26 protein-coding genes are annotated in these 24,228 nt (G+C 65.4%); 13 read left to right on the top strand and 13 right to left on the bottom strand.

The genetic code is table 11. The features are described 5' to 3' along the window. From ACYQ3G_RS09020 to ACYQ3G_RS09045, 6 genes are all read right to left on the bottom strand, one after another. Complete coding sequence (locus ACYQ3G_RS09020) at positions 1–1,635, bottom strand: glutamate synthase-related protein (protein ID WP_459825022.1); 1,635 nt, start codon at positions 1,633–1,635, stop codon at positions 1–3. Then, a complete protein-coding gene (locus ACYQ3G_RS09025) occupies positions 1,599–2,729 on the bottom strand; it encodes a class II glutamine amidotransferase domain-containing protein (protein WP_459825024.1) in 1,131 nt (376 codons plus the stop codon). The genes ACYQ3G_RS09020 and ACYQ3G_RS09025 overlap by 37 nt, the downstream gene beginning before the upstream one ends. Before the next feature lie 940 nt (positions 2,730–3,669). Beyond that, positions 3,670–3,957, bottom strand: a complete 288-nt coding sequence (locus ACYQ3G_RS09030; RefSeq protein ID WP_459825027.1) for a helix-hairpin-helix domain-containing protein — start codon at positions 3,955–3,957, stop codon at positions 3,670–3,672. 157 nt (positions 3,958–4,114) lie between these two features. Beyond that, the gene (locus tag ACYQ3G_RS09035; RefSeq protein WP_459825030.1) at positions 4,115–5,167 is read right to left on the bottom strand and encodes a lytic transglycosylase domain-containing protein; all 1,053 of its coding nucleotides are present in this window, start codon (positions 5,165–5,167) and stop codon (positions 4,115–4,117) included. Further along, complete coding sequence (locus ACYQ3G_RS09040) at positions 5,164–5,541, bottom strand: DnaJ family domain-containing protein (RefSeq protein ID WP_459825033.1); 378 nt, start codon at positions 5,539–5,541, stop codon at positions 5,164–5,166. Before ACYQ3G_RS09040 ends, ACYQ3G_RS09035 begins: the two co-directional genes overlap by 4 nt. Beyond that, positions 5,538–6,005: a TlpA family protein disulfide reductase gene (locus tag ACYQ3G_RS09045; RefSeq protein ID WP_459825036.1), complete on the bottom strand. Its 468-nt coding sequence runs from the start codon at positions 6,003–6,005 to the stop codon at positions 5,538–5,540. The genes ACYQ3G_RS09040 and ACYQ3G_RS09045 overlap by 4 nt, the downstream gene beginning before the upstream one ends. 151 nt (positions 6,006–6,156) lie before the next feature. Here ACYQ3G_RS09045 and aroL point away from each other — a divergent pair, with 151 nt between their 5' ends. Continuing rightward, a complete protein-coding gene (aroL, locus tag ACYQ3G_RS09050) occupies positions 6,157–6,813 on the top strand; it encodes a shikimate kinase AroL (protein WP_459825039.1) in 657 nt (218 codons plus the stop codon). 63 nt (positions 6,814–6,876) lie between these two features. Here aroL and ACYQ3G_RS09055 read toward each other — a convergent pair whose 3' ends face one another. From ACYQ3G_RS09055 to ACYQ3G_RS09065, 3 genes are all read right to left on the bottom strand, one after another. Next, complete coding sequence (locus ACYQ3G_RS09055; protein WP_459825042.1) at positions 6,877–8,184, bottom strand: 4Fe-4S binding protein; 1,308 nt, start codon at positions 8,182–8,184, stop codon at positions 6,877–6,879. Continuing rightward, positions 8,181–8,810, bottom strand: coding sequence for a 4Fe-4S binding protein (locus ACYQ3G_RS09060; RefSeq protein WP_459825045.1), 630 nt, complete (start codon positions 8,808–8,810; stop codon positions 8,181–8,183). Before ACYQ3G_RS09060 ends, ACYQ3G_RS09055 begins: the two co-directional genes overlap by 4 nt. Before the next feature lie 96 nt (positions 8,811–8,906). Beyond that, a complete protein-coding gene (locus ACYQ3G_RS09065) occupies positions 8,907–9,287 on the bottom strand; it encodes a pancreas/duodenum homeobox protein 1 (RefSeq protein ID WP_459825048.1) in 381 nt (126 codons plus the stop codon). 27 nt (positions 9,288–9,314) lie between these two features. On the opposite strand from ACYQ3G_RS09065, the gene ACYQ3G_RS09070 reads away from it, so the two are divergent. From ACYQ3G_RS09070 to ACYQ3G_RS09125, 12 genes are all read left to right on the top strand, one after another. After that, entirely contained in the window at positions 9,315–9,590 is a 276-nt protein-coding gene (locus tag ACYQ3G_RS09070) for a SlyX family protein (RefSeq protein WP_459825051.1), read from the top strand. A gap of 16 nt (positions 9,591–9,606) precedes the next feature. Further along, complete coding sequence (locus ACYQ3G_RS09075) at positions 9,607–12,339, top strand: HDOD domain-containing protein (protein WP_459825054.1); 2,733 nt, start codon at positions 9,607–9,609, stop codon at positions 12,337–12,339. A gap of 24 nt (positions 12,340–12,363) precedes the next feature. Next, on the top strand, positions 12,364–13,761 hold the full coding sequence (locus tag ACYQ3G_RS09080) for a P-loop NTPase (RefSeq protein ID WP_459825057.1): 1,398 nt from the start codon (positions 12,364–12,366) through the stop codon (positions 13,759–13,761). 129 nt (positions 13,762–13,890) lie between these two features. Continuing rightward, on the top strand, positions 13,891–15,192 hold the full coding sequence (locus tag ACYQ3G_RS09085; protein ID WP_459825060.1) for a pyridoxal phosphate-dependent aminotransferase: 1,302 nt from the start codon (positions 13,891–13,893) through the stop codon (positions 15,190–15,192). Between the two features lie 4 nt (positions 15,193–15,196). Further along, positions 15,197–15,826 carry an NUDIX hydrolase gene (locus tag ACYQ3G_RS09090; protein WP_459825063.1) on the top strand — a complete coding sequence of 210 codons (630 nt, stop codon included), beginning with the start codon at positions 15,197–15,199 and terminating at the stop codon, positions 15,824–15,826. 22 nt (positions 15,827–15,848) lie between these two features. After that, entirely contained in the window at positions 15,849–16,667 is an 819-nt protein-coding gene (murI, locus tag ACYQ3G_RS09095; protein ID WP_459825066.1) for a glutamate racemase, read from the top strand. After that, complete coding sequence (locus ACYQ3G_RS09100; protein ID WP_459825069.1) at positions 16,667–17,128, top strand: RuvC family protein; 462 nt, start codon at positions 16,667–16,669, stop codon at positions 17,126–17,128. Before murI ends, ACYQ3G_RS09100 begins: the two co-directional genes overlap by 1 nt. 11 nt (positions 17,129–17,139) lie before the next feature. Beyond that, entirely contained in the window at positions 17,140–17,988 is an 849-nt protein-coding gene (locus tag ACYQ3G_RS09105) for an HDOD domain-containing protein (protein WP_459825071.1), read from the top strand. After that, a complete protein-coding gene (locus ACYQ3G_RS09110) occupies positions 17,988–18,185 on the top strand; it encodes a dual CXXC motif small (seleno)protein (RefSeq protein WP_342663440.1) in 198 nt (65 codons plus the stop codon). Before ACYQ3G_RS09105 ends, ACYQ3G_RS09110 begins: the two co-directional genes overlap by 1 nt. Before the next feature lie 85 nt (positions 18,186–18,270). Beyond that, the gene (gene pcnB, locus ACYQ3G_RS09115) at positions 18,271–19,545 is read left to right on the top strand and encodes a polynucleotide adenylyltransferase PcnB (RefSeq protein ID WP_459825073.1); all 1,275 of its coding nucleotides are present in this window, start codon (positions 18,271–18,273) and stop codon (positions 19,543–19,545) included. Next, positions 19,542–21,398: an excinuclease ABC subunit UvrC gene (uvrC, locus tag ACYQ3G_RS09120; protein WP_459825076.1), complete on the top strand. Its 1,857-nt coding sequence runs from the start codon at positions 19,542–19,544 to the stop codon at positions 21,396–21,398. The genes pcnB and uvrC overlap by 4 nt, the downstream gene beginning before the upstream one ends. A gap of 165 nt (positions 21,399–21,563) precedes the next feature. Next, positions 21,564–22,019 carry a nucleotidyl transferase AbiEii/AbiGii toxin family protein gene (locus ACYQ3G_RS09125; protein ID WP_459825079.1) on the top strand — a complete coding sequence of 152 codons (456 nt, stop codon included), beginning with the start codon at positions 21,564–21,566 and terminating at the stop codon, positions 22,017–22,019. Between the two features lie 169 nt (positions 22,020–22,188). Here the strand turns inward: ACYQ3G_RS09125 and ACYQ3G_RS09130 are convergent, their stop codons facing one another. Genes ACYQ3G_RS09130 through ACYQ3G_RS09145 form a run of 4 tightly spaced genes read right to left on the bottom strand, consistent with a single transcriptional unit; the run spans position 22,189 to position 24,227 of the window. After that, the gene (locus ACYQ3G_RS09130) at positions 22,189–22,686 is read right to left on the bottom strand and encodes an ECF transporter S component (RefSeq protein WP_459825082.1); all 498 of its coding nucleotides are present in this window, start codon (positions 22,684–22,686) and stop codon (positions 22,189–22,191) included. Beyond that, entirely contained in the window at positions 22,683–23,279 is a 597-nt protein-coding gene (locus ACYQ3G_RS09135; protein WP_028578329.1) for a hypothetical protein, read from the bottom strand. Before ACYQ3G_RS09135 ends, ACYQ3G_RS09130 begins: the two co-directional genes overlap by 4 nt. Next, a complete protein-coding gene (locus ACYQ3G_RS09140; protein ID WP_459825086.1) occupies positions 23,267–23,791 on the bottom strand; it encodes a P-loop NTPase family protein in 525 nt (174 codons plus the stop codon). Before ACYQ3G_RS09140 ends, ACYQ3G_RS09135 begins: the two co-directional genes overlap by 13 nt. Continuing rightward, positions 23,784–24,227 (bottom strand): hypothetical protein, encoded by a 444-nt coding sequence (locus ACYQ3G_RS09145; protein ID WP_459825089.1) that lies wholly within the window; start codon positions 24,225–24,227, stop codon positions 23,784–23,786. The genes ACYQ3G_RS09140 and ACYQ3G_RS09145 overlap by 8 nt, the downstream gene beginning before the upstream one ends. Position 24,228: the final 1 nt, after the last annotated feature.

Raw genomic sequence — 24,228 nt, forward strand, 5'->3', positions numbered from 1 at the left:
CTACACCACGTACTTGATGGCCAGTCTGTCAGCCGCGTCCTTGTCCGCGATGCCCAGGGCGTCGGACATGCCGATGGGCAGCGAGGTGGAGCGGCCCAGGGGGGCGACGATCTTCTTCAGTTCCGTGTCGAAGCTGACGTAGAGGTCCACCAGCCGTTCGGCGACCTTCTCCGGATCGAGGCGGCGGTAGACGCGCGGATCCTGGGAGGTGATGCCCTTGGGGCAGACGCCGATGTTGCACACGTTGCAGCGGTCGGACTCGGAGCCCACGCACCCTGCCGCGGCCTGCATGGCGTACTTGCCGATCTGCACGGCCGAGGCGCCGAGCATGATCAGGGCCGCGGCGTTGGCGGCCAGGTTGCCGTTCTTGCCGATGCCGCCGCCGGCGATGAGCGGGACCTCGTTCTGTTTGCCGATCTTGCACAGGGTCAGGTACGCGTCGCGGATGTTGGATGCGATGGGGCTGCCCATGTGGTTCATGGACACGTTGTAGGCCGCGCCGGTGCCGCCGTCCTCGCCGTCCACGGCCAGGCCCGCGGCGTAGGGGTTGCGGCAGAGGTTGTTGAGCACGGCGTTGGTCGTGGTCGTGGCCGAGATCTTGGGGTACACGGGCACGCGGAAGCCCCAGGCCATGGACATGGACTGGATCATCTTGGCCACGGACTCTTCGATTGAGTACTGGGTCTGGTGCGTCGGCGGGCTCGGCAGGCTCACTCCCGGAGGCACGCCGCGGATGGCCGCGATGAGCTTGTTGACCTTGTGCCACATGAGCAGGCCGCCGTCGCCGGGCTTGGCGCCCTGGCCGTACTTGATCTCGATGGCGCAGGGGTCTTCCTTCATGTGCGGGATGGCGTGGATGATCTCGTCCCAGCCGAAGTAGCCCGAGGCGATCTGGAGGATGACATATTTGAGGAAACGCGACCTGAGCAGACGCGGCGGGCAGCCGCCCTCGCCCGTGCACATGCGCACGGGCATGTTCAGTTCCTCGTTCAGGTACGCCACGCCCATCTGCAGGCCTTCCCACATGTTCGGGGACAGGGCGCCAAACGACATGCTGCCGATCATGAGCGGGTAGATCTCGCGCACGGCCGGGGCCCAGCCCTGCTCTTTGAAGGTCGCCAGGCCGTCGGCCGGGGACTGGATGCGCCCGATGAGGGTGCGCAGGTCGAACTCGTGGCGGCCCGAATCCAGGGCCGGGTCCGTCAGCATGGAGATGCGGATGAACTTGATCTGGTCCAGGACGGAGTTGTTGTCATTGCGTCGGCCGCCGCGGGTGCGGGGCTGGCCGCCGAGGTTGACGTGCATGCGCAGCTTGTCCTTCTCGTCGGAATGCATGGGCATGATGGCGTCATTGGGGCAGACCATGGTGCAGGTCGCGCAGCCGATGCAGGCCTGATGCGGGGCCGTGCGCTGGCGGATGCCGTAGTACACGGTGTGCTCGTTCTCGGGCTTGCTCTTCAGGCCGGCCGGGACCTTGACGATGCGCTTGCGAAAGGTGCCGAGTTCCAGCGTCTGCATGGGGCACACGGCCGCGCACTGGCCGCACAAGGTGCAGCGGTCCTTGTCCCAGCGGATCTGCCAGGGCAGGTCCTTGAGGCTCAGTTGGGAAGGGGTAATGGCTGCGACTGCCGACATACTCTGACCTCCTGGCGGTCCGGGCCAACGATGGCCGAATCCAGATGCATGGGTTGGAAATCCTGGGACTTGTCACGATCGGGGATGGCCAGGTCCAGGCCGCAGATCTCCGAGGAGAAGGCGTAGATGCCCGGACGGCCGCCGACCACGCCGGGGCGCAGCTTCTTGCTGTCCTGGACCATGAACATGGACTTGTCCGGCAGGCAGCCGATGACGCAGTTGGGGCCGTCGATAATCAGGCGCCGGCAGATCTGCTTCAGCTTGGACAGGAAGGCCTGGTCGGGGTGGCCCTTCATCTCGTGGTCCTTGAGGGGCGTGATGATGTGCTTGTACGCCTCGAAGGGCAGGCCCAGTCTGCGGATGGTGTAGTGCAGGATGTGCGTGAAGACCTCGGAGTCCGAGTTGTAGCCTTCGTAGCCGGGCACACCCTGGCCCATGAGGTAGTCGCGGATGGGCACGAAGGCCGTGTTCTCGCCGTTGGTCATGGTGCTTAAGCCCTCGATGAAGAAGGGGTGGCAGGCGTAGAGGTTGATGGCGTAGTTGGTGTTCTGCCGGCCCTGGGCCAGTATGAGGCGGCTCATGATCTCGGGGCGGTCCAGGCCCAGGTACTCGCCGACCTGCAGCGGGTCGCCGATCTCCTTGATCATGACCGTGTCGGGCCAGAAGGAGAAGACGGTCATGCTCTCGTCCTGCAGGCCCATGTGCTTGAGTTCCAGACGGGTCAGCAGGTAGCCCTGCCCCTTTTCGGTGTCGTTCAGATCCTTCCAGGAGGCGGGGATGTCGTAGGCGCGGACCACGTAACGGTCACGCCTGGGCGTCCAGGTCGGCAGCGGCCCCTTGGGCGTGATGGGCATGTCGTACCTGAGGGTGAAGCCCTTGGCTTCCATGAACTCGTCGAGACGTTTCATGCCCAGGTCGGTGAAGATTCCGGACAGGACGGGGCTGTCCTTCATGGACTCGAACGGACCGGCCAGATCCGACAGGTACAGGCCGACGCCCGAGCCGTCGTGTCCCTCGCGCATGACATCCAGGGCCCGGATGGCATCCATGGGGGAGACGGGGTCGCTGCTGGTCAGCGCAAACAATCGACACATAGCGCGCTACTCCCTGATGAGTGTTCTTTCCCCGTCGCCTTTGAGAGGTGGAGAATCATATGACAGAAATGTCATATTTTCCCAAGGCGACACGGCATTTAATGACAAAATTGAAGAAAATAATGTTCCCTGGCCTGAAATTCGAGCCGGGGAGTTGGAATAAGCAAGGACGAGGCCAAGGAATCGATTATCGGATGGGAAAACGGGCGGTCAAGTAGGAAATATTCCCAGTCTGGTTGGGTGGGATTCCTGCTGTGTCGAGGATGTTCGATGTCGATGGGCGAAGCCGGCGTTGATGAAGCGTCCGGAGCCATTCAAGATTCGCGCCTGTGCGGCCGCCTTCCTGTCCGGTCCGGGCGGGCTCGGTCAGGGCAGTGTGGAGGTGTGATCGGAGTCGGCTCCTGAAGCGGTAATGTGCAGATTGCGTCGTGGCTTGAAAATCGCGTCTGTGCGGCCGCCTTCCTGTCCGGTCCGGACGAGGCCCGTCGAAACTTCTTCGCCGGCCTCGTAACGTTTTCCCGTCGCTTCTTCGGAGTGAGGCTTTCACTTCGGGCGGGGGGCGACGGGAAAACGAACGATGCCTGGCTCAGTCGGACAGTCGACGGGCCTCGTCCGGACCGGACAGGAAGGCTTGGGGTGGCGCCTGGTGGAGAGGTCGGGAAGAGGAAGCCGGAGGAAAAGCGTGGATCCCCGCCTTCGCGGGGATGACACGAGACAGTGCGTAAGGCCATCGCCTGAATGGTCCGCTACTTTCCGCAATATCACCACGTCATCCCCGCGAAGGCGGGGATCCATTCTTTCGGACGACTGGCGGCTTGATGCAGGGGGGGCAGATGCTGAAGGCCATCGCCTGAATGGTCCGCTGCTTTCCGCGATATCACCACGTCATCCCCTCGAAAGCGGGAATCCATTCTTCCGGGCGGCTGGCAAAGGGACCGGCTCAGGCGATGGGCCGATTCTTCCTCTCCGGCGTGTAATGCCACCACGGCCTGGGTTCCTCGCCGTCCATGAATCTGGTCACGGAGACGAGGACATCCAGCACGCAGGGGTCCTGGCGGACGCCGGTCAGTTTGCTGAGGCGGTCGTAGAGGGTCTGCGGGTCCTGGCCGGCGAGCTGCGAGGGGTGGTCGAAGCCCAGCAAGCGCAGGTCGCGGGCCATGGCCGGGCCGATGTTGGGCAGGTCGGTCAGGGTTTCGAGACGGTCGCGGCTGACTTTGGACGGGTTCATAACCTAGCTGACTGTTGAAAATTCAAAATTCGCAGGCCCTTCAAAAATGGTGAGATGCAAGGAAGCGAAAAAAGCCAGGACGCGCAGTGTATTGCGCATACATAAGCGGTCTGGCTTTTTTCGCTGACGCAGCAGATCGCCATTTTGGGGTGGCCTGCTAGCCCATGCGCCGGGTGATTTCGTAATGATTGACGAGGATCTTGCTGACGTAGTCCACGGTCTCGGCGAAATTTGGGATGCGTCCGTAAGGTTCGTAGATGCCGGCCTTGGCGTAGTCCGTGCTGCCGAGGCCCGCGTTGTAGCCGGCCGTGGCCGCGAGGATATTGCCGCTGCGGGAACGCAGGTTCTCGGCCATCATCCTGACCATGGCGTCGATGCAACGCTCGTAGAGGACACGCTGGTCGAATTTTTCGAAGAAGGCCGCGTCCTGGGGGGCGAAGATGGAGCGGCCCCGGAAGTTCTCCTCCATGTACAGCCGGCAGTTGTCCCTGGCCATGGCATAGCTGGATTGCAGCAGGTCCATGCGGTCCAGGGCCAGGGCGTAGGTTCCGGCCGCGGGGATGGCCTTGCCCGCGGTCTGTGCGTTCAGCAGGGTGCGCAGGAGCTTTGCGGGGTTGCCGAAGAGGTCGGGTTGCTCGCGGCGCAGGGCGCGCATCTGGTCGCGGCGGTCGGCCATGTTCGCGAATTCCGGTTCCAGGTCCGGGCGTCGGGCGAAGCCGGCGGGCTGGCCGTGGGCGTCGGCGCAGACCATGCCGTACCCCCGGGCAGTGGCGGAAATGAACTGGCAGGGCCCCACGGCCAGGGCCGAGGACACGGCGAACTCGCAGAAGAAGGATTCGGCCATCATCTGGCCCATGATCCAGCACGGGTCCACCGGATGGATGGCGGCGTGGCGGATCACGCCGCGCACCACGTGTTCGCAGATGAGGGGGATGCGCGTGTTGAAGTCCACCTCGGCCAGGGGTTTTTTCCAGACCGGGAGGTTGCCCTTGGGGTAGCCCTCGATGATGAAGGCCAGCACGGACTGGGCCAGGGAGTGTGCGTAGCCGGGGGCGGACACGCGTTCCAGGGTCCGCGCCGGGTCCTTGGTCTGGATGACGCGTATTTCGGACACTTCGGACACGGCCGTGGCCCGGGCCTCTCCGCCCAGCAGGGGCAGCAGCAGGGGGGCGAGGGCGGCCTTGAGCAGGGTGCGGCGATGTGGGTTCATGATGTGGTGTTCAGGGTGGTTCGGGCCACCACTTTTTGGAAGTACGCCTCGTTTTCCTCCTGCAGGAGGCCGCCATGGCGGATTTTGGCGCGGGCCAGGAAGAGCTGGACCTTCTGGATCTGGCGCATCTTGCGCGATTCGTCCGTCTCGTTCTCCAGGCATTCGATCAGGGCGCGGATTTCACGCTGGGATTGGATGGCTTCGGGCACGTAGCCGGAGTTCTTCAGGACCTTGTAGGCCATGCGCAGGGCTTCGGGCATGAACGGGTCCGACTGGTCGGGCAGCGGCCGTCCCTGACCTTCGAGCCCATCGAATTCGCCGCGCAACTGGGCCTCGATGATCGCCCTTTCGGCCAGTTCCGCCAGAATCTTCATGGGGTTCCCAGCAGACGCTCCACCACGTGGCGGAAGCTTTCCTCGGGGATGAACCCGAGGTGGTCGAGGATCTTCTTGCCCTGGCGGTCGTAGATCAGGGTGCGCGGGATGGAGCCGATGTCCATCATCTGGCCGATCGAGCCGTCATCGAGGAAGATGGGGAAATTGACATTGTTCTGCTTGACGAAGTTCTCGACGAGCTTGGGGTTGTAGTCCACGGAGATGCCGACGATGCTCAGGTCGCTTTCGGCGAATTCCCTGCGAACGTTCATGAGGCCCGGAAACTCCTTCACGCATGGGCTGCACCAGGTGGCCCAGTAGTTGATGATCAGGACGCGCCCCTTGCTCGAATCGATCAGGTTCCGCAGGCCCTGCACGCCGATTTTCTCGACGCCCTGGGCCATGAGGATCGTGGGTGCGCAGAGGAGCAGCAGGGTGACGAACAGGGTTTTCAGGGCCTTCATGGGCGATCCTTGTTGGGGTGGTTGGTGATGAAGCATGAATGCTAGCCCGAGTTGCGATTGGCCGTCAACGTACGGAGCAGTCGGTATTGCGCGTTGCATTTTGGCCCTTTTTGAATGATTCGGGATGCCGTCAACGACGAGGAGGACAACCATGACGACATTCATCAAAAAGAAAACCGAGATCGAAGAGTCTACCGCGACCATGACCTTCCGTCCCGGACAGTTCAAGCGCGCCCCCTTCTCCCTGGCGGAGAAGAACATATACCTGCTCGGCATGCGCGGCAGCGGGAAGACCACCGTGGGCGCGGCCCTGGCCGCCGCTTTGGGCTGCGCCTGCCTCGACACCGACGCCCTGGTCGTCGAAGCCGCGGGCAAGACCATCGAGGCCGTTGTCGCCGACGCGGGCTGGGACGAGTTCCGCCGCCTGGAGTCCGAGGCGCTGGTCCGCGCAGCGGAACTGCCCGGCAAGGTCGTGGCCACGGGTGGAGGCATTGTCCTGGCCCAGGCCAACCGCGACCTCATGTTCCGCACGGGCGTGAGCTTCTACCTGGCGGCCGACGCGGCGCTGCTGGTCGGCAGGCTCCTGCGGGACCCCAACGCGGCCCAGCGTCCCGCCCTGACCCCCCTGGACCTGCACGACGAGGTGGCCGCGGTCATGGCTGAGCGCGAGCCCCTGTACATGGCGGGCATGGACCACATGCTCCAGGCCCACCGCAGTGTGGATGAACTCGTCGACGACATCCTCGTGGCCCTGGGCCTCAAGGAATGGGATTTCACCGAGAAGGAGCGGGTTCTGGACAGGTATTAGGACGTTGCTGGGTCGGGGGTAAATATTTCAAATTGCTTGATTCATTGATGATTCACAAGATTGTCAGATGCGGGCCACGGCCAGGAAGACTGCGTGCAGGGCGATGACCAGAGCGATGAAGACCTGGCGCGCCCGGTCCCGCCCCAGTCCCGGAAAGGCGTAACCCAGATGCCCGTGGGGGCAGCGCGGCAGACAGTCGCCGCACAGGGAGCAGCTCAGGCCGGGGCGCTTTCGTTCGAGGTCGGCCCGCGTCAGGGCGTTGTAGCGGCAGGCCTTGGCGCACAGGCCGCAGCCCGTGCAGGAGCTGTCGATGGACACGCGCCAGGGCAGGACGCGGCCGATGAGGTTGTTCAGGAGGCCGATGGGGCACCAGGCCGTGCAGTGGACCATGGTGCCGCTGTGGCGCGAAACCAGGGCCATGACCGCCACCCCGGCCAGACCGAACACCGCGGCCAGGCCAAGGCCCCACGCCCAGCCCGCGCCCAGGGCGCGCAGGACCAGGGGCACGGCTACGGCGGCGGCCAGGAGGGCGGCCCGCAGGCGCGGCGCCCAGGCCGGCAGGGCCTTGGGTTTGCCGTCGTGGAGCCGGGCCAGGCGGTCGTCCCAGGCGCCGATGTAGCAGAGGTGGCTGCACCAGGCCGGCCCGACCAGCAGCAGCGACACGCCCAGCAGGATGGGCATGAAGAATCCTTCGCCCCGGAACAGCGGGCCCGAAACGATCAGGGCCGGGACGGGCAGGTGGAGTTTCCCGGTCATGAGGAACTGCTCCCACCCCGACAGGCCGAGCAGCAGCTGGCCGAAGAAGACGGCCGAGAAGAGGGTCCAGATGCGCCCGCGGATTTTGGCCGAAGGGCCGTCCAGCATCCAGCCGGCCACGAGGCTGCCGTAGACGGCGAAGAGGGCGATCCAGAACGGCCCCGAGCCGGGGAGAAACCGTTCGCCCAGGAGCAGGGGAAAGGGCGTTTTGGACACGGCCAGGGCGAGGATGCCGGCCACGAGCAGGGCTACGGCCGTGGAGACCATGTCCCGCGGGCGCAGGCTTCCGAAGATGCGCCGACCGGGTCCGCCCGCAAGCAGCAGCGCGGCGGCCGCGTGGGCCAGGCTGACGGCGCCCAGGATCAGGGCCAGGCGCACCCAGGGCAGCCCGAAGCTCATGCGCCAGGCCACCAGGGATTGGACCTGGTAGGCCCACAGGGCCGTTCCGCCGACGGCGGCCAGGATGAGCAGGGGGCGGGGCAGGAATTTCGGGAACCAGACCGCGGGGGCCAGGATGAGCGCGGGCAGGGCTTCCCACAGGGTGCCGAAGCGCAGAAAGTGCGCGGCCGAGGTCAGGGCGCAGAGGGTGAAGAGGACGCGGGTGAAGGTCTTCATGGCCGCACCGCCGCGTCGAAATTTTCCCGACCCATCCTCTCGACGAGATCCCCGAGCCGCAGTCCGGGCCGACCTTGAGTCATGAGCGTGCGCAGGACGCGCTCCAGGATGCCCATGGCTTCGGGCAGACCGTAGACACCCAGTTCGTGGGCCAGGCGCGGGTGCCGGCCGAGCTTGCCGCCCAGGACCACGCGCCAGCCTGTTGCGGCGGTGCGCAGGGCTCCGGAGGGGCAGACCCGAACGCAGGCACCGCAACCCAGGCAGCGCGACGGGTCAAGACTGATCGGGCCGTCCAGGGTCAGGGCCTTTTCGGTGCAGGCGTCGACGCAGAGCCCGCAGGCCGTGCATGCGTCCGGCTCGACGCCGACCCGGCCGAAGGCGATCAGGCCGAAGTCTGCGATGTGCGGCTGGGAGCACCCGTTGGGGCACGAGGCCAAGGCGAGACGGAATTGGTGGTGATGGCGGATGGGCTTCACGCCGGCGGCGAGGAAGGCGTTCCAGCCGGAACGGGCCATGACGGCGTCGATTTCCTTCGAGATGTCCCGTCCGATGACGGCATGGGGGCATCCGGTCGCGCCGCGGCAGACCTTGAGACTGTGCGTGGGGAGAGTGTCGGGTGTGGTCATGCCGTCATCCTGGCGCAAAACGATCCGGGAATCCTTGACCTGAGTCAAAAATTCCCGAATTGCACACGCCGGCGCGTGAGGAATTGCCGCTGTCCGTCAGGCGATCCTGATGGTAAAGGGAATGACGTGCAGGCTGCGCGAGATTTCCCGGGTGGCGCCAAGGGCCCACGAGGCGGGGGTTTTGCCGATGCGTTCGCCGAGGGTCTGGGCCAGCTTGGCCACGGCCAGGACCGGATGCCGGGTGAAAACCTGGGGCAGGCCGTAGGTCAGGTTGCAGGCCAGGCACATGCCCGGGCGCTGGTGCAGCTGAAAGGCGAAGGCGAGCTCGTCCGGAGCGTGCTTTTCAAACCGCAGACGGATGTCGTAAGCCCCGTCCTCGGCGTCGCCGAAAAGGGCCTCGAAGAAGGCGTCGGTCCGCGACTGGGGGAAGACCTCGTCCAGGAAGTCCGGAGTGAAGATCTGGGCGGCGTTGGTCATGGGGCGTCTCCTGTGGATGCCGGATTGATGGCGATTCCCTATCGGCGCCCCCCGCTTCAGGTCAAGGGAGATGACCGACAAACCATCCCGCTGCCGGAGGAGCACATGCAGGAAAGATTCGAAGACATTGAGATCAAATACCTCTATTTACAAAAAACGGTTGATGAGCTGAGCTCGGTTGTCATAGAACAGCAGAAGGAAATCCGGGAGCTTCGGCATCTGGTGACGCTCTTGGGCAGGAAGCTGAAGGACGTCTCCGCCTTGCCTCCCTTCGATCCAGATGAAAAACCGCCCCACTACTGAACAGGCCGGAGTTGCCGTGGACCCCACCCCCTCCCGAAGCGAGACCGTGCCCGGAAAGACCGCACCCGCCGCCGGAGCCGACCGCTCCCTGCACGCCATCCTCCAACGCATCGAGGCCCTGCCTTCGTTGCCGTCGGTGGCCAACGCCATCCTTGGTCAGGTCCTGACCCAGGATTTCGACCACGCAAAGCTCGCCCGCATCATCGAGACGGACCAGGCCCTGACCATGAAGATCCTGGACCACGCCAACAGCGCGACCTACATCTCCAGGGGCATGGTCTCGCAGGTGGAACAGGGGCTCAACCGTCTGGGGAGCAGAGTCGTCCAGACCCTCATGCTCTCGGTCCTGATCAAGGACTCGCTGATCAAGGGCGACAGAAGCGGCGAGGCCGCGCACAAGACCCTATGGCGGCACAGCCTGGCCACGGCCGTCTACGCCTCCCTCATCGCCGGCAGGAGCTATCCGTCCCTGGCCGGCGAGGCCTTCGGCGCGGGCGTCATGCACGATCTCGGCCGCATTTTCCTGCAGCTGCACGTGCAGGACGAATACGTCCATGTCACCGAGCGCATGGAGGAACTGTACGAGGCGGTCCTGGACGCGGAGCAGGAGGTCTTCAGGACGGACCATACGGCCGTGGGCCGCTGGATTGCCCAGAAATGGAAGCTGCCGCCGTCCATGACCGACGCCATCTGGCTGCACCATCACTCGGCGCCTGCGCTGGGCGCCATGAAGGACAACGGCCCCCTCGTGGCCATAGTGGCCCTGGCCAACATTCTGGCCCATTTCACACTGATGGACGCGCCCCGGAGCATGAGCCGGGATAAGCAGCGCCAGGCCGGCCTGCAGGACATGCTGGGACTGGGCGAGAAGGAGATCCAGGACATCCACCGCGCCTTCGCCCCGGCCTTTGCCGAGCGCGCCGAACCTTTCGACCTGGACGGGGACCAGGTGACCCTCTTCCTGTCCTCCCTGCAGCAGGCCAACCAGCAGCTCATGCGCATGGGGCTGGACCTGGAGCAGGCCGTGGGCCGGCTGGAGGACGCCAACCGCTTCACCAACCTGGGCTCCACCGTGGGTCTGAAGATGAGCACGGCGACGAGCGTCGACGAGATCTTCGAGGCCGCGGCCGTGAGCATGCAGGGGGATGTCGGCGTACGCGGTGGGTTCGCCTACTGGATGGTGCCGTCCGAACGGCTCATGCAGGGGCTCATCTGGGGCGGCGGCAACCGCCGCAGCGTGTCCTACGCCCTTGACGGCGACGGCCTGCCCTTGACCTCCGACGGCCCGCCCCTGCCCGAGAGCCTTCTGGTCATCCTGCGCAGCCATCACGAGCGCCACGAAGGCGCCTTCGCCATGGACCGCGAACTGCGCCTCAAACAGTTTTTCGTGGTCCAGGGTTACTGCATCTTTCCCCTCGTCGGCAGCGACTTCACCGGCGAACTGTGCATCCTGCGCTCCCAGGACCGCCCGCCCAAGATGACCCCCCAGGAGTATATGGGTTATTCGCAGGTCTCTTGCGTGGCCTCGGCCACCCTGGACCGCCTACGCCTCTTCGACAGTCTGCAGATGCGTGCCGACGAGTTGTCCCGGGCCCTGTGGAAGAACCAGCAGATCAACCTGCAGCTCCTGCAGACCGAGCGCCTGGCCGCGGTGGGGCAACTGGCCGCCGGCGCGGCCCACGAGATCAACAACCCCCTGGCCATCATTTCCGCGCGCACCCAGCTTCTGGAGAGCCGCGAGGACGACGAGAAGAAGCGCCGTGACCTGCGCCAGATCTCCGAGCAGATCGAGCGCATCTCGTCCATCCTGCTGAGCCTCATGGGATTCGCCCGGCCCAACGCGCCGCAGGTGACCAAGGTGGACCTGAACACCCTGCTGCAGAAGATCGTCGGCCTGGTCGAATCCATTTTCCATACCCACCGCATCCCCATCGTGCAGAATCTGTCGCCGGAGATGCCCCTGATCCTGGCCGACGCCAACCAGCTCGAACAGGTCTTCCTCAACCTGGTCATCAATGCCCAGCACGCCATGGAGATCGGCGGCGGGGTCCTGACCATCACCTCGTCCTTCCTGTCCGACGGCAAGCGCGTCTGCGTGACCGTGAAGGACACGGGCTGCGGCATCCCTCCGGAAAACCTGTCGCGCATCTTCGACCCGTTCTTCTCCACCAAGTCCGAGGGCAAGGGCACGGGTCTGGGGTTGTCCACGGCCTACGGCATCGTCACCAACCACTACGGCGAGATCAAGGTTCTGAGCGAGCCGGGGCGGGGTACCGAGATGGTCGTCATCCTGCCGGTGTCCACCCCCGTGACCATGCCCGAGAAGCCCGTGGCCGTGGCCGCCCACCAGTGCGTCCCCCTGCCGGAGAACGAGGGCCGGATTCTGGTCGTGGACGACGAGGGGCATATCCGCGACATCCTGGCCGAGACCCTGCGCGAGGCCGGCTACGCCGTGGAGGCGGCCGCCAACGGCGAGGAGGCCGTGCGCAAGCTGCGCGCCGGGACGTTCGACCTGATCCTTCTTGACATCCGCATGCCCGTGCATTCGGGCCTCGACGTGCTGAAGCTCCTCCGGCGCAAGGGCGGTTTCCCGCCGGTTATGGTCATCACCGGGCTTGCCTCTTCCGAGGAAATGGACGAAGCCCTGCGCCTGGGCGCGGCCAAATGCGTGCGCAAACCCTTCCAGCTGAAGACCCTGCTGGCGGACATCTCCTGCCTGCTGCAGGGACATCGCTCAGGCCAGGCCTAGCTTTTTCGAGTCATGGAGCAGACGTTGAACACAGTTCGCCACAGGCATACCCGCATCCTGGCACTGGCCAGCGGCAAGGGCGGCACGGGCAAGACCACGGTGGCCGTGAATCTCGCCCTGGCCCTGAACCGCGCCGGGCACACGGTCTGCCTGCTGGACGCCGACTTCGGCCTGGCCAATGCCGAAGTGCACCTCGGCCTGCCCGCGCCCGCCAGGACTCTGGAGCACGTCCTCTTCGACAACCTGCCCCTGGAGGAGTGCCTCGTCCCGGTTCGGCCGGGCCTGGACCTCATTTCCGGCAGCAGCGGCGTGGCGCGCATGGCCGAACTGGACACGGCGGCACGCAAGCGCCTCATCGGCGAGTTTTCGGGCCTTTCGAACTACGATTTTCTCATCCTGGACAATTCCCCGGGCATTTCGGCCCAGGTCGTGTCCCTCTGCTTGGCCACGCGGGAGATCATTCTCGTGGTCAACCCCGAGGCCAGTTCCTTGGTGGACGCCTACGCCCTGATCAAGGTCCTGAAGGAGAACGGCCTGTGGTGGCCGCCGCTGGTCCTGGTCAACCGCGCCGAGTCCGGGGCCCAGGCCCGTCAGGTCTTCGCGCGCTTCCAGGAGACGGTGGTGCAGTTCCTGGATCTCAAACCGCTTTTTCTCGGCGCCATCCCCATGGATGACGCCGCCCGGCGCATTTCCGCCGCGGGCAAGCCTTTCGTGGCCCTGCGCGAGGACTTGCCCGCGAGCCAGGCCATTCTGTCCGTGGCCAAGCTGCTGGCCGAACGGCTGAACAAGGACTGGACCAGGAACGAACCGGCCGGCTTTTTCGAGAACGTGGTCGTGCGCATGAAGCAGCGCCCGGATTTCGGCCGTCTCGTGTCCCACTCCGGAAGTGTCGGGAGCGACGCGTCCCAGCCGGACACGTACATGGAGTTGGTGGCCACCCTCGACAAGGCCGCGGGCCTGTGCGAGCGCCTCCTCGAAAACCCTGCCTACGCCTTCGTGCGCGAGCGTTTCGGGCTGGTCCGCCTGGCCATGGAGAATTTTCTGCAGCCCCTGGACCGCATGCGCAAGCCGCGCGGCGCCCTGAAGCCGCGCATCCTGGTGCTCAGCAACCACGAACAGATGCGCACCATGCTGCGCGAGATCGTGACCGAGGTGGGCTACGAGGCCGAGGCCTGCGTACCGGGAAGCGGCGATTTCCTGAAGTTCCGGGACACCTGCAACCTCGTCCTCGTGTCCTGCGACCGGCCCGAGGCGCTCATCCGCTCCTGTCTCCAGCAGCTGCCCGAGACGCCGCTCATCCTCCTGACGGGTTTCGGCAGCTCGGCGCTGGAGACGGAGTTCCGCCACCGCACCGTGGCCGTGGTGCCAAGACCCTTCCATGTCAACGAGTTGCGCGGCATCCTGCAGTCCGCGCTGAAGTAGGCGCCCTGCCTATTTACAATCCCCGGACCGTGGAATAAGCATTTTTCCTTTATTTCATGCCCCTTTCGCGGGGCGCATCATCTTCCTGCGCGGTTTTAGACCGGACCGCGCGGCAACCGGGACGTTTTTATGCGCAGAGACATCGAACATGTTGGCTGGGGAAAGCTGACCTACGAGATCAGGGCCATTGTGGCCGTGGCCCAGGACCTTCGCAACCTGGGTCTTCAGATCACCTGGGAGAACATCGGCGACCCCATCGAGAAGGGCGAGCAGGTGCCGGGCTGGATCAAGGAAATCATCGCCGACCTGGTCATGAACGACAAGACCTACGGCTATTGCGCCACCCAGGGCGTCCTGGAGACGCGCGAGTTCGTGGCGCAGCTCGTCAACCAGCGCGGCAGCTACCAGGTTACGGCCGACGACATCATCTTCTTCAACGGCCTGGGCGACGCCGTGGCAAAGATCTTCGGCTTCCTGAAGCGCGAGGCTCGCGTCATCGGACCCTCCCCGGCCTACTCGACGCACTCCTCGGCCGAGGCCGCCCATTCGGGTTACGAGCACCTGACCTACGAGCTCGACCCGAACAACGGCTGGATGCCCGACCTCGTCGACCTGGAGAACAAGGTCCGCTACAACGACTCCATCGCCGGCATCCTGTTCATCAATCCCGACAACCCCACGGGCGCGGTCTACCCCTGCGAACTCATCGAGAAGATCGTGGACATCGCCCGGCGCTACAACATCTTCATCCTGGCCGACGAGATCTACGCCAACATCGTCTACAGCGGCCACCCGACCTGCAGCCTGTCCGAGGTCATCGGCGAGGTGCCGGGTATGGCCCTGCGCGGCATCTCCAAGGAATACCCCTGGCCCGGGGCGCGCTGCGGCTGGATCGAGGTCTACAACAAGGACAAGAACCCGGATTTCAAGGCCTACATCAAGAGCCTTTTAAACGCCAAGATGCTCGAGGTCTGCTCCACGAGCCTGCCCCAGCTGTCCATCCCCCCGGTCATGGGCGACCCGCGCTACGCCGCACATCTCGACGCCCGGCGCAGGATGTTCGAGCACCGCGCCCAGGAGGCCTGGGAAGCCTTCCAGGGCGTGAAGGGCGTCAAGGTCATCAAGCCCCAGGGCGCGTTCTACATGTCCGTCATGTTCGAGGACGGGGCCCTGAACCCCGACCAGACCCTGGAGATCGAGAACCCCAGGGTGCGCGAGTACATCGAGGAGATAGTCAAGGGCGTGCAGGTGGACAAGCGCTTCGTCTACTACCTCCTGGGCGCCACGGGCATCTGCGTGGTCCCGTTGACGGGCTTCTGCTGTAACCGCAAGGGCTTCCGCGTCACGCTCCTGGAGACCGATGACGCCAAGCGGCAGCGCACCTGGCGCACCATCGTCGACGCCATCACCCGGTACCTGGCCTCGGCCTGATCCCATGGCCGACGACCCCACACCGCGCTGGCTGGAATGGGCCCGGGAGATCCAGGCCCTTTCCCAGACCGGCCAGGCCTTCACCAAGAGCCATTACGACCGGCTGAGTTTCGAGCGTCTGGAAAAGATCGCGGCCGAGATACTGGCCGCGCACTCCTCGCTCGGGGCCGCCGAGGCGGCCCGCGCCTTTTCCCTGGAGCCGGGCTACGCCACGCCGAAGGTTGACGTGCGCGCCGCGGTGGTTCAGGACGGGCGCATCCTCCTGGTGCGGGAGACGGCCGACGGCAAGTGGGCCATGCCCGGCGGCTGGGCCGACGTGGGCGACCGTCCGTCCGAGACGGCCGAGCGCGAGACCAGGGAGGAGAGCGGCTTCGAGGTCTGCGCGAAGAAACTCGTCGGAGCCTTCGACGCCAACCGCGGGGCCAAGGCCAGCATGTTCTTTCATGCCGTGAAGCTGGTTTTCCTCTGCGAACTCCTCGGCGGGGACGCGCGGGGCAGCATGGAAACCCTGGAGGTCGCCTTCTTCGATTTCGACGACCTGCCGCCCCTGTCGGAACAACGCACCAACCGGCGGCATCTCGATGAAGTTCGCGCCCATCTGCGCGACCCGTTGCGGCCATCCGCCTTTGACTGACATTTTCAACCATTTCGAACAAATGCACGATCCAGACTGTACCCTGCCCATCGGGGTTTTCGATTCCGGCATCGGCGGCCTCACGGTTCTGAAGGCCCTGACCGAGGCCTTGCCGCGGGAAAGCTTCGTCTATCTCGGCGACACGGCGCGCCTGCCCTACGGCACCAAGAGCGCCAAGTCCGTGACCCGTTACTGCCTTCAGACCACGAGCCTTCTGAAGGAGCGCGGCATCAAGCTTTTGGTCGTGGCCTGCAACACGGCCACGGCCGTGTCCCTGGAAGCCCTGCAGGAGGCCTATCCGGGGCTGCCCGTGGTCGGCGTCATCCGCCCGGGGGCCGAAGCCGCCTGCCGCCAGAGCGAAAGCGGGCGCATCGGCGTCATCGCCACCGAGAGCACGGTCAACGGCGGCAGCTACGAGCGCGAGATTCTGCGCCTTCGCCCCGGAGCGAAGGTCTTCTCCAGGCCGTGCCCCCTCTTCGTGCCCCTGGCCGAGGAGGGCTGGTGCGACGGCGAGATTGCCGAACTGACCGCCCGGCGCTATCTCGGCTCCATGGTCGAGGAGACGGGCATCGACACCCTGGTCCTCGGCTGCACGCATTTTCCGGTCCTGGCTGACGCCATCGGCAAGGTCGTCGGGCCGGGCGTGGCTCTGGTGGATTCGGCCCGCACCACGGCCGAGTTCGTGCAGGACATGCTGGAACGGCGCGACATCTGCTCCACGACCACGGAGCGCCGCCTGACCTTCCTGGCCACGGACGGGGCCGAACGCTTCGCGCGGGTCGGCGGGTATTTCATGCACCACGCCCTGAGTCCGGACGACGTGGAGATCGTGGACCTCTGATGTCCGCGCTGCTGGCCGTGGATGCGGGCGTGCGCACCGGTCTCGCCCTGCTGGACCGGGACGGACGGCTCGTGTGGTGCCGTTCCCACAACCTGGGCACCACGGCCCGCCTGAAAAAAGCGGCCGCCAGGGTGCTTTATGAGTTGCCCGCGCTGGAGTATCTGGTAGTGGAGGGTGGCGGGCAGACGGCGGGCATATGGGAGCGCGCCGCGGCCAGGCGGGGCCTGCCTTGCATAGTCATCCAGGCCCAGGACTGGCGGACGGATTTTCTTCTTCCCCGGCAGATGGTCAGTGGAAGTGCGGCCAAGGCCGCGGCTTGCGCCCTGGTGACCGCGATTCTGCGCCGGGAAGGCTGGTCGTCGCCGACCACGCCCGGCCATGACGCGGCCGAGGCCGCTCTCATCGGGCTGTGGGCCGCCGTGCGCCTCGGCTGGCGGGCCATGCCCATGCTCAATTCGTGAAGGCAGGACACATGGAATCTCTCAGCTTCGACCTCCCGGGGATCAGCCCCGTCGGCCTGGACCTCATCGCCATGCTCAACTCGCCGCAGACCACGGTCAAGCAGATCGCGGCCCAGGCCAAGCTCGACCCGGTCATCTTCGGCAACATCATCGCCTGCGCCAACTCGCCCCTTTTCCACGAGGTCAACAACACCACGGACATCCTGACGTCCCTGGTCCGCCTCGGCCAGAGGGAGATCAAGCGCATCGTGTACCAGGTCGTGCTCCGGTCCGCCTTCTTCCACGAGTCCACGGAGATCAACACCATCCTGCGGCGCGTCTGGCAGCAGAGCCTCACGGCCAACGTCTTCATGCAGAAGTTTGTCTCGGCGGTGCCCGAGGCCTACGTGCTGGAAAGCGAAGGGCACGACCATCTCGAATGCCTGGGCCTGATCCACAACATCGGATACGTGGTGCTGCTGGTCAATTACCAGGATCGGTTCCTCGAGTTTTTCACCGCCAGCGCGAACCTGCCCCTGCCCGAGTTTTTCGCCAGGGAGCGCAGCTGGTTCGGCGGGCACGACCATTTTTCCGCAGGGGCCGAGGTCCTTGCGGCCTGGAACTTTCCGGTCTCCATCCGGGAGATCGTCGGGCAGTACGCCCTGCACAGCCGGGATTTCCGCGGTGCGTATCCGGCCCTGCACAATCTGTTGCGCCTCTCCAGGCATGTCATCATGATGACCGAGTGCAACTTCCACCCGCGCAAGCCTGCCGACTTCTGGCTTGAAGGGACGGAGATCCCTTCGGCCGAGGTGGATTACGACCAGATCATCGGCGACGTGCGCGAAACGGTCCGCAGCATCGAGGGGGTCTTCGCATGATGCTCGACCGCAGGGAGTTTCCGACCCGCCTGCGTTGCAGAAAGTGCCGGGCCATGCTGCAGGTCCGCCGGCATTGACGCGGTGTGGAGCTGCGCTGCAGGTCGTGCGGCGCCGTTTACGGGCTTCAGGAGTACAGCGCGAACCTCGACGACCTGCTGGAGGAGTTTCTGGCCAACGTCCCCTGCGACAGGGTCTAGGCCCCGCGCCAGGCCTGCGCAGTGCGGTGCCTCGCCTTTGCCTTTCCGACACCATGAGAATTGAGAACAGGATTTTTTGCGACCTATGACTTCAGTCATCATTCCCCGATCAGAACACACCGTCTCGCGGCAGAACATCCATCCCGACGCCCTGAAGGTCATGTACCGCCTGGTGCGCAAGGGTTTCACCGCCTACCTTGTCGGCGGCAGCGTGCGCGACCTCATCCTCGGACGCACGCCCAAGGACTTCGACGTCAGCACCAACGCCACGCCGAGCCAAATCAAGAAAATCTTCCAGAACTGCTTCCTCATCGGCCGCAGGTTCCGCCTGGCGCACATCCGCTTCGACGACCAGGTCATCGAGACCTCGACCTTCCGGCGCTGTCCCGACCAGGACGAGGAGAACGGCGGCGACGATCTCTACCAGTTCCGCGACAACTGCTACGGCACGCCCGAAGAGGACGCCCTGCGGCGCGACTTCACCATCAACGGGCTCTTCTACGAGGTCGAGCGCTTCACCATCATCGATCACGTGGGCGGGCTCTCGGACATCCAGAACCGTCTCATCCGCTGCATCGGCGACCCGAACATCCGCTTCCGCGAAGACCCGGTGCGCATGATCCGTGCAGTCCGCTTCGCCTCACGCCTGGATTTCCACATCGAGCCGGCCACCTACAACGCCATCCTCCGGCACCACGAGGAGATTCTCAAGGCCTCGCCGCCGCGCATCTTCGAGGAACTGCAGAAGCTCTTCGCCTTCGCGGCCGGCGAAAAGGCCTTCCGCCTGCTCTACAAGACGGGGCTGCTGCATGTCCTGCTGCCCGAGATCGCCGATTTTCTGGACCACGACCACGGTCAGGACTCGGTCCTGTGGACGTGGCTCGAACACTTGGACGAGCGCATCCGGACCGTGGGCAAGGTCGAGCCGGTCCTGGTCTTCGCGGCCCTGTTTACGGCCCCGGTGCGCCACGTGGCCGAACGCTACGAGACGGCCGGGGAACGGGTGGTCTACAACGCCCTGCTGGCCGACCTGCTGCCGCCCATCTGCACGCGCATGAGCATGCCCAAGTGGATGTCGACGCGCATGATCCAGATCATGGCTAACCAGAGCCGCTTCGAGCCCGACAAGAAGAAGCGCTTCTCCAAGCGCGGTTTCGTGGCCCAGGACTGTTTCCCCGAAACTCTGGCCCTCTACCAGTTGGGCCTGCTCGTGGCCGGCGAGGACCTCGGCCCGGCCGAGATATGGGGAAGCCTGCGCAGCGAGGTGGAGGCCGAGACCCCGCAGTTCGTGCGCGTCGAGGGCAGAACCGAGCAGGGGAGGCCGCCCCGCAAGAGGCCGCCCCGCAGGCGACGGAGATGATCTCCCGCGACGTCCTGACCACCTTCCCGACCTGCCCGGGCGTGTATCTGATGAAGAACGCCGCGGGCAGAATCGTTTACGTGGGCAAGGCCAAGCAGCTGCGCCGGCGGCTTTCTTCCTATTTCCAGCCCGAACACCGCCTGCCGCCCAAGGTGCGGGTCATGATGCCCCGGGTCGAGGCCATCGACTTCCTGTGCACGGCCACGGAGAAGGAGGCGCTGCTTCTTGAGGCCAGCCTGATCAAGAAGCACCGGCCCAAGTACAATATCGTCCTGCGCGATGATAAGCAGTACGTCCTCTTCTGCCTGTCCCGAAACCACCCCTTCCCGGCCCTGCGCCTGACGCGCAAGGTTTTGCGCGACGGGTCCGTCTATTTCGGCCCCTTCACCTCGGCCCTGGCGGCCCGCGAGACGAGGCGCGTCATCGACCGACTCTTCCCCCTGCGCAAGTGTCGCGACACGGTCTTCGCCAACCGCACCCGGCCCTGCCTGCAGTACCACATCGGCCGCTGTCTGGGGCCGTGTTGCCTGCCCGTGTCCGAGGAGGACTACCGGCAGGTGGTGCGGCAGGTTGAGCTCTTCCTTTCCGGCAAGTCGGGCGAACTCCTGGACGGGCTGCGCACGGAGATGCTGCGCCGCTCCGACGCCCTGGACTTCGAGGGCGCGGCGCGCCTGCGCGACAGCATCCGCGCCGTGCAGGAAACGGTGGAGCGGCAGGCCGCGGTGCTGTCCGATGGGCGCGATCTCGATGTGTTGGGGATAGGCGGGGGAGAGCAGGGGGCGGCCCTGTCCGTGGTCTTCGTGCGTCAGGGGCGGATCATCGACGGCCAGAATTTCTGGTTCGCCGGAGAGACGCTCGAGACCCCCGAGGACGGAGTCCGACTCGTGGAGTCCTTCCTGACGCAGTACTACACGGCCGAGCGCTTCATCCCGGCCCGCATCGTCACGGCCACGGGCGGGGTGGACCCGGCCCTGGAGGAACTCCTGGGCGACATGCGCGGCGGCAAGGTTCATGTGGCCAAGGCGAGGGGCGACCAGGAACGGCGGCTGGTGGACATCGCCACGGCCAACGCCGCGGCCCACGCCGCCGGGCGCAGGCGGGTCCAGGCCGGTCCGGTCGAACTGGCCCGCGCCCTGGGGCTCGACGGCGAGGTGGAGCGCATCGAGTGCGTGGACGCCTCGCACATCCAGGGCGAGGGCATGCGCGTGGGCATGGTCGTCTTCGTCGACGGCCGGGAGGAGAAGGAGTCCTACCGGTTGTACGGTTTTCCCGAACTCGAAGGTTCCGCCGACGACTATCTGGCCCTGGCGTCCTTTGTGGCCCGCCGCCAGGCCTCGGGTCCGCCCTGGCCCGATCTGCTGCTCGTGGACGGCGGCAAGGGCCAGTTGGCCGCCGTGGAGCGGGCCATGGCCGAGCATGGGCTGGAGGGCGTCGCCCTGGCGTCCATCGCCAAGGGCGAGAGCCGCCGCGCAGGCGAACTGGGCGACGCGATCTTCCGCCCCGGCCGCAAGAACCCCATGCCGCTCAAACCCGGCAGCCCGGAACTCCTGTTCCTGCAGCACGTGCGCGACATCGCGCACCGCTTCGTCATCTCCCGTCTGCGCCGCCACAAGCGCTCGACGCAGCTGTCTTCGGACCTGGACGCGCTGCCGGGCGTGGGACCCGCGACATCGAGGCTGCTCTGGGAGCGTTTCGGCAGCATCGAGGCCATGCTCGCCGCCGGCGTCGAAGAACTCGCATCGCTCCCCGGCCTCGGGCCGCGCAGGGCCGCGAAGCTGTACGAGGCGCTGCGGGCGCTCGATCCGGCCGGGCAGGCCGGACCGTCGACCGCACCGGAAATCACCCGCACATAACCCCGCCTTGGCCGATTTACGGGGTCCGGGGCCGGTCGGGCTGCGGCTCTTTCCGGCTGGAAATTCTGACGCGCCTTGCCAATAAAGCGGGAACTTGTTAGAAAAATACGTGTTTTTTCTGGATAATGACCTTGTGACCACCTTCAGATGTACGGCGGATGACGCGTGAATCTTTTCGAGGAATTCGAGCAGCTTGTCAGGGAGATTGAACAAGAGAAGATCGGATACGTCGTGGTCGGGGCCGTGGCGATGGCCTTTCACGCGGAACCGAGATTCACGCAGGACATAGACATTCTGCTCGAACCTGATGATTTTGCGAAGATAAAAGGGATACTTGAGGCACACGGTTATATGGAATCGGCGCAGCCGTGGACGTTTCAGAGCACGCCGTTGACGCTTCGGCGATTTCTCAAGGTCGAAGGCCGCGACCAGATGATCATGGATATCCTTTTGGCAGGAAACGGTAGGCATCTGGAAATAATCCGCAACGCCCTCGAAGCTTCCGGCGAGGGATGCATCGTCAGGGTGGCCAGCAGATCGGACCTCATCTGGCTCAAGAAACAAAGAGGTTCGCTGCAGGATCTGGCCGATATCGAGAGGCTGTCAGATGAAGGACGTTGAAACCGTCATGAGACAGCTCAGCAACCTGTACGAGTTCAACAGGAGATTGAAGACGTACAGGCTGCGTGAGACTCGCTCCGCCACGGTTCGGCTTCCGGAGCATGAGCGGAACCGTACCTCTCCGAAGCCCCCCCAGGGTTCGGACGCTGCAGACTCCGCGTCCTGAAGTTCAGATCATTCCCGTCTTTTTGAGGGCCTTGGCTGCGAAGAAGCCGCCCACGGCGCCGCCGACGGCCTGGATCACGTTGGGCAGGATCTCGGCCGCCGCACCCTGCAGGCCGATGTTCGGCATCAGCGTCTCCCCGATGAAATACATGGCGATCATGGCCAGCCCGCCCAGGGCCAGCATGGCGTACTGCGTCGCGCCGGTGCGGCCTGCCGCCATCGCGGCCAGTGCCCCCTCGGCGCCCTTGGCCAGGAAGGTCAGGGGGGCGAAGACGGCGAAACCGCTCAGGACGTCGGCCAGGGCCGAGCCCACGCCGCAGGCGGCCAGGGCCCAGAGCGCCCCCTGGCGCGGGTTCATGAAGCCGAGCACCAGGCCGCCGAAGACCACGGCCACGTCGCCGACGTTGAAGTAGCCCCGGCTGGGCAGGGGGATGCGCACGAAGAGGGTCGTCAGGCAGGCCAGGGCCGTGATGGACAGGGCGGCGATGCGGATATTTTTCATGGTTCCTTCCTCAGGTGACGGGTTCGGTGGTCAAAAAGCTCCAGGGTCTTCTCGGTCTGCTGGTAGATGCTGATGTAGGCGGCCACGATGACCCCGCACAGCCGCAGGAATCTTCCGCTGCGGCGGCCGGCGAAGTGCGGCGTCAGGTCCATGAAGAAGCGGTAGCGGTGCAGCAGAGGCGTACATTTTTCCATGACGGCCTTCAAGACGATGGCGTTGCGGCGGGCCCCCGGACGCAGCGGCAGGCCCAAGATGTCGCGGAAGGTGATGGACTCCAGTCCGAGCTTCACGATCAAAAACGAGTTGGGGAAAACGAGGGCCTTGAGCAGGGAGTCGCTCAGCCAGTCCGTGCGGCCCATGAGGCCCGCCCATTGAAAGGCCGCTCCGAAGGCCAGCAGGGAGAGGACGAATGGCAACACGAAGAGGATCGACCGCCCCGCGGAGCGCAGGCCTCCCCTCCACGCCGCGGCGGTGAGCAATATGGCCAGCAGTGCGGCCTGCAGCTCCATCCGTCCGTACCAAGGGCCGAAGACGAAGAGCCCGAAGAAGGCCGTCAGCAGGCCGAAAATCGTCAGCACTTTCAGGCCGGCCACAATCGCTCCAAGCCGAGGTGAACCTCTGGCCTTCCGGCGTCGGGACGCACGAAGGCCAACTCGAAGCCGCTCGGCAGGTCCGGCCTGGCTCCCGGCCTCTCCAGGTGCGAGACCTGCACGACCCAGCCGAAACGTGACAGATTCAGGGCCGTGAACTGGGGGGCGGTCAGGTATTTGTCGAATTCGTCGAGAATGACGACCTCCCTGCAGCCGCCGGCCTCGATCCAGGCCGAGGCCAGGTCGGCCAGGCTCTGCGGCGCTTCGCGGCCCATCAGGGCCAGGGTGGCGCGCATGGTGTTCTGCTGCAGGTCCATGTCCTGGGCCAGGTACAGCAGGCAATGCCGGTCCCGCAGGTTCGGGATGAGCACGTATTCCAGGAAGGTCGTCTTGCCCGCGCCGTTCTCCCCGCGCAGGCGCAGCCAACTGCCCCGCGGCAGCCGCAGGTCGCGGGCGAGCTCGTAGCGCAGGCCCGCGTGGGGGACGGGGTAGGTGCCGGCGGCGAGCTCAAGCATGGCGGCCTGCCGGTTGCGGTACGTTCCCGATCAGGGTGAAGAGTCCGGCCTCGGGCAGGACGGTCGCGAAGCGGTCCAGGAGCAGCTCGCGGTTGCGCGGCGAGAGGGTTTCGAGGACGTGCACGAGCAGGATGCGCAGGGGCCGGCGCGGAAGCAGCGCCATGAGGGCCAGGCAGCAGATGATGGCCTGCTCCCCGCCGGAATAGGACGAGAGCAGGCGGCCAGGTTCGAGGCGGACGCCGAACAGGGCGCACTCCCGGCCGATGTCTGCGAGGGTTCCATCACCGGCGCCCAGGAGCAGAAGCTCGTCCTCCAGGGTAGTACCGACGAAGAGGTTGTGCATGTCGATGACGCAGTGGTCGCGGCCATGCTCGGCCAGGGTCGAGGCGTTCACGGGCGTCCTGCGCTCTTCGGATTTGTTTTGCTTGACTGGCACG

This window comes from Desulfomicrobium salsuginis (assembly GCF_054657795.1).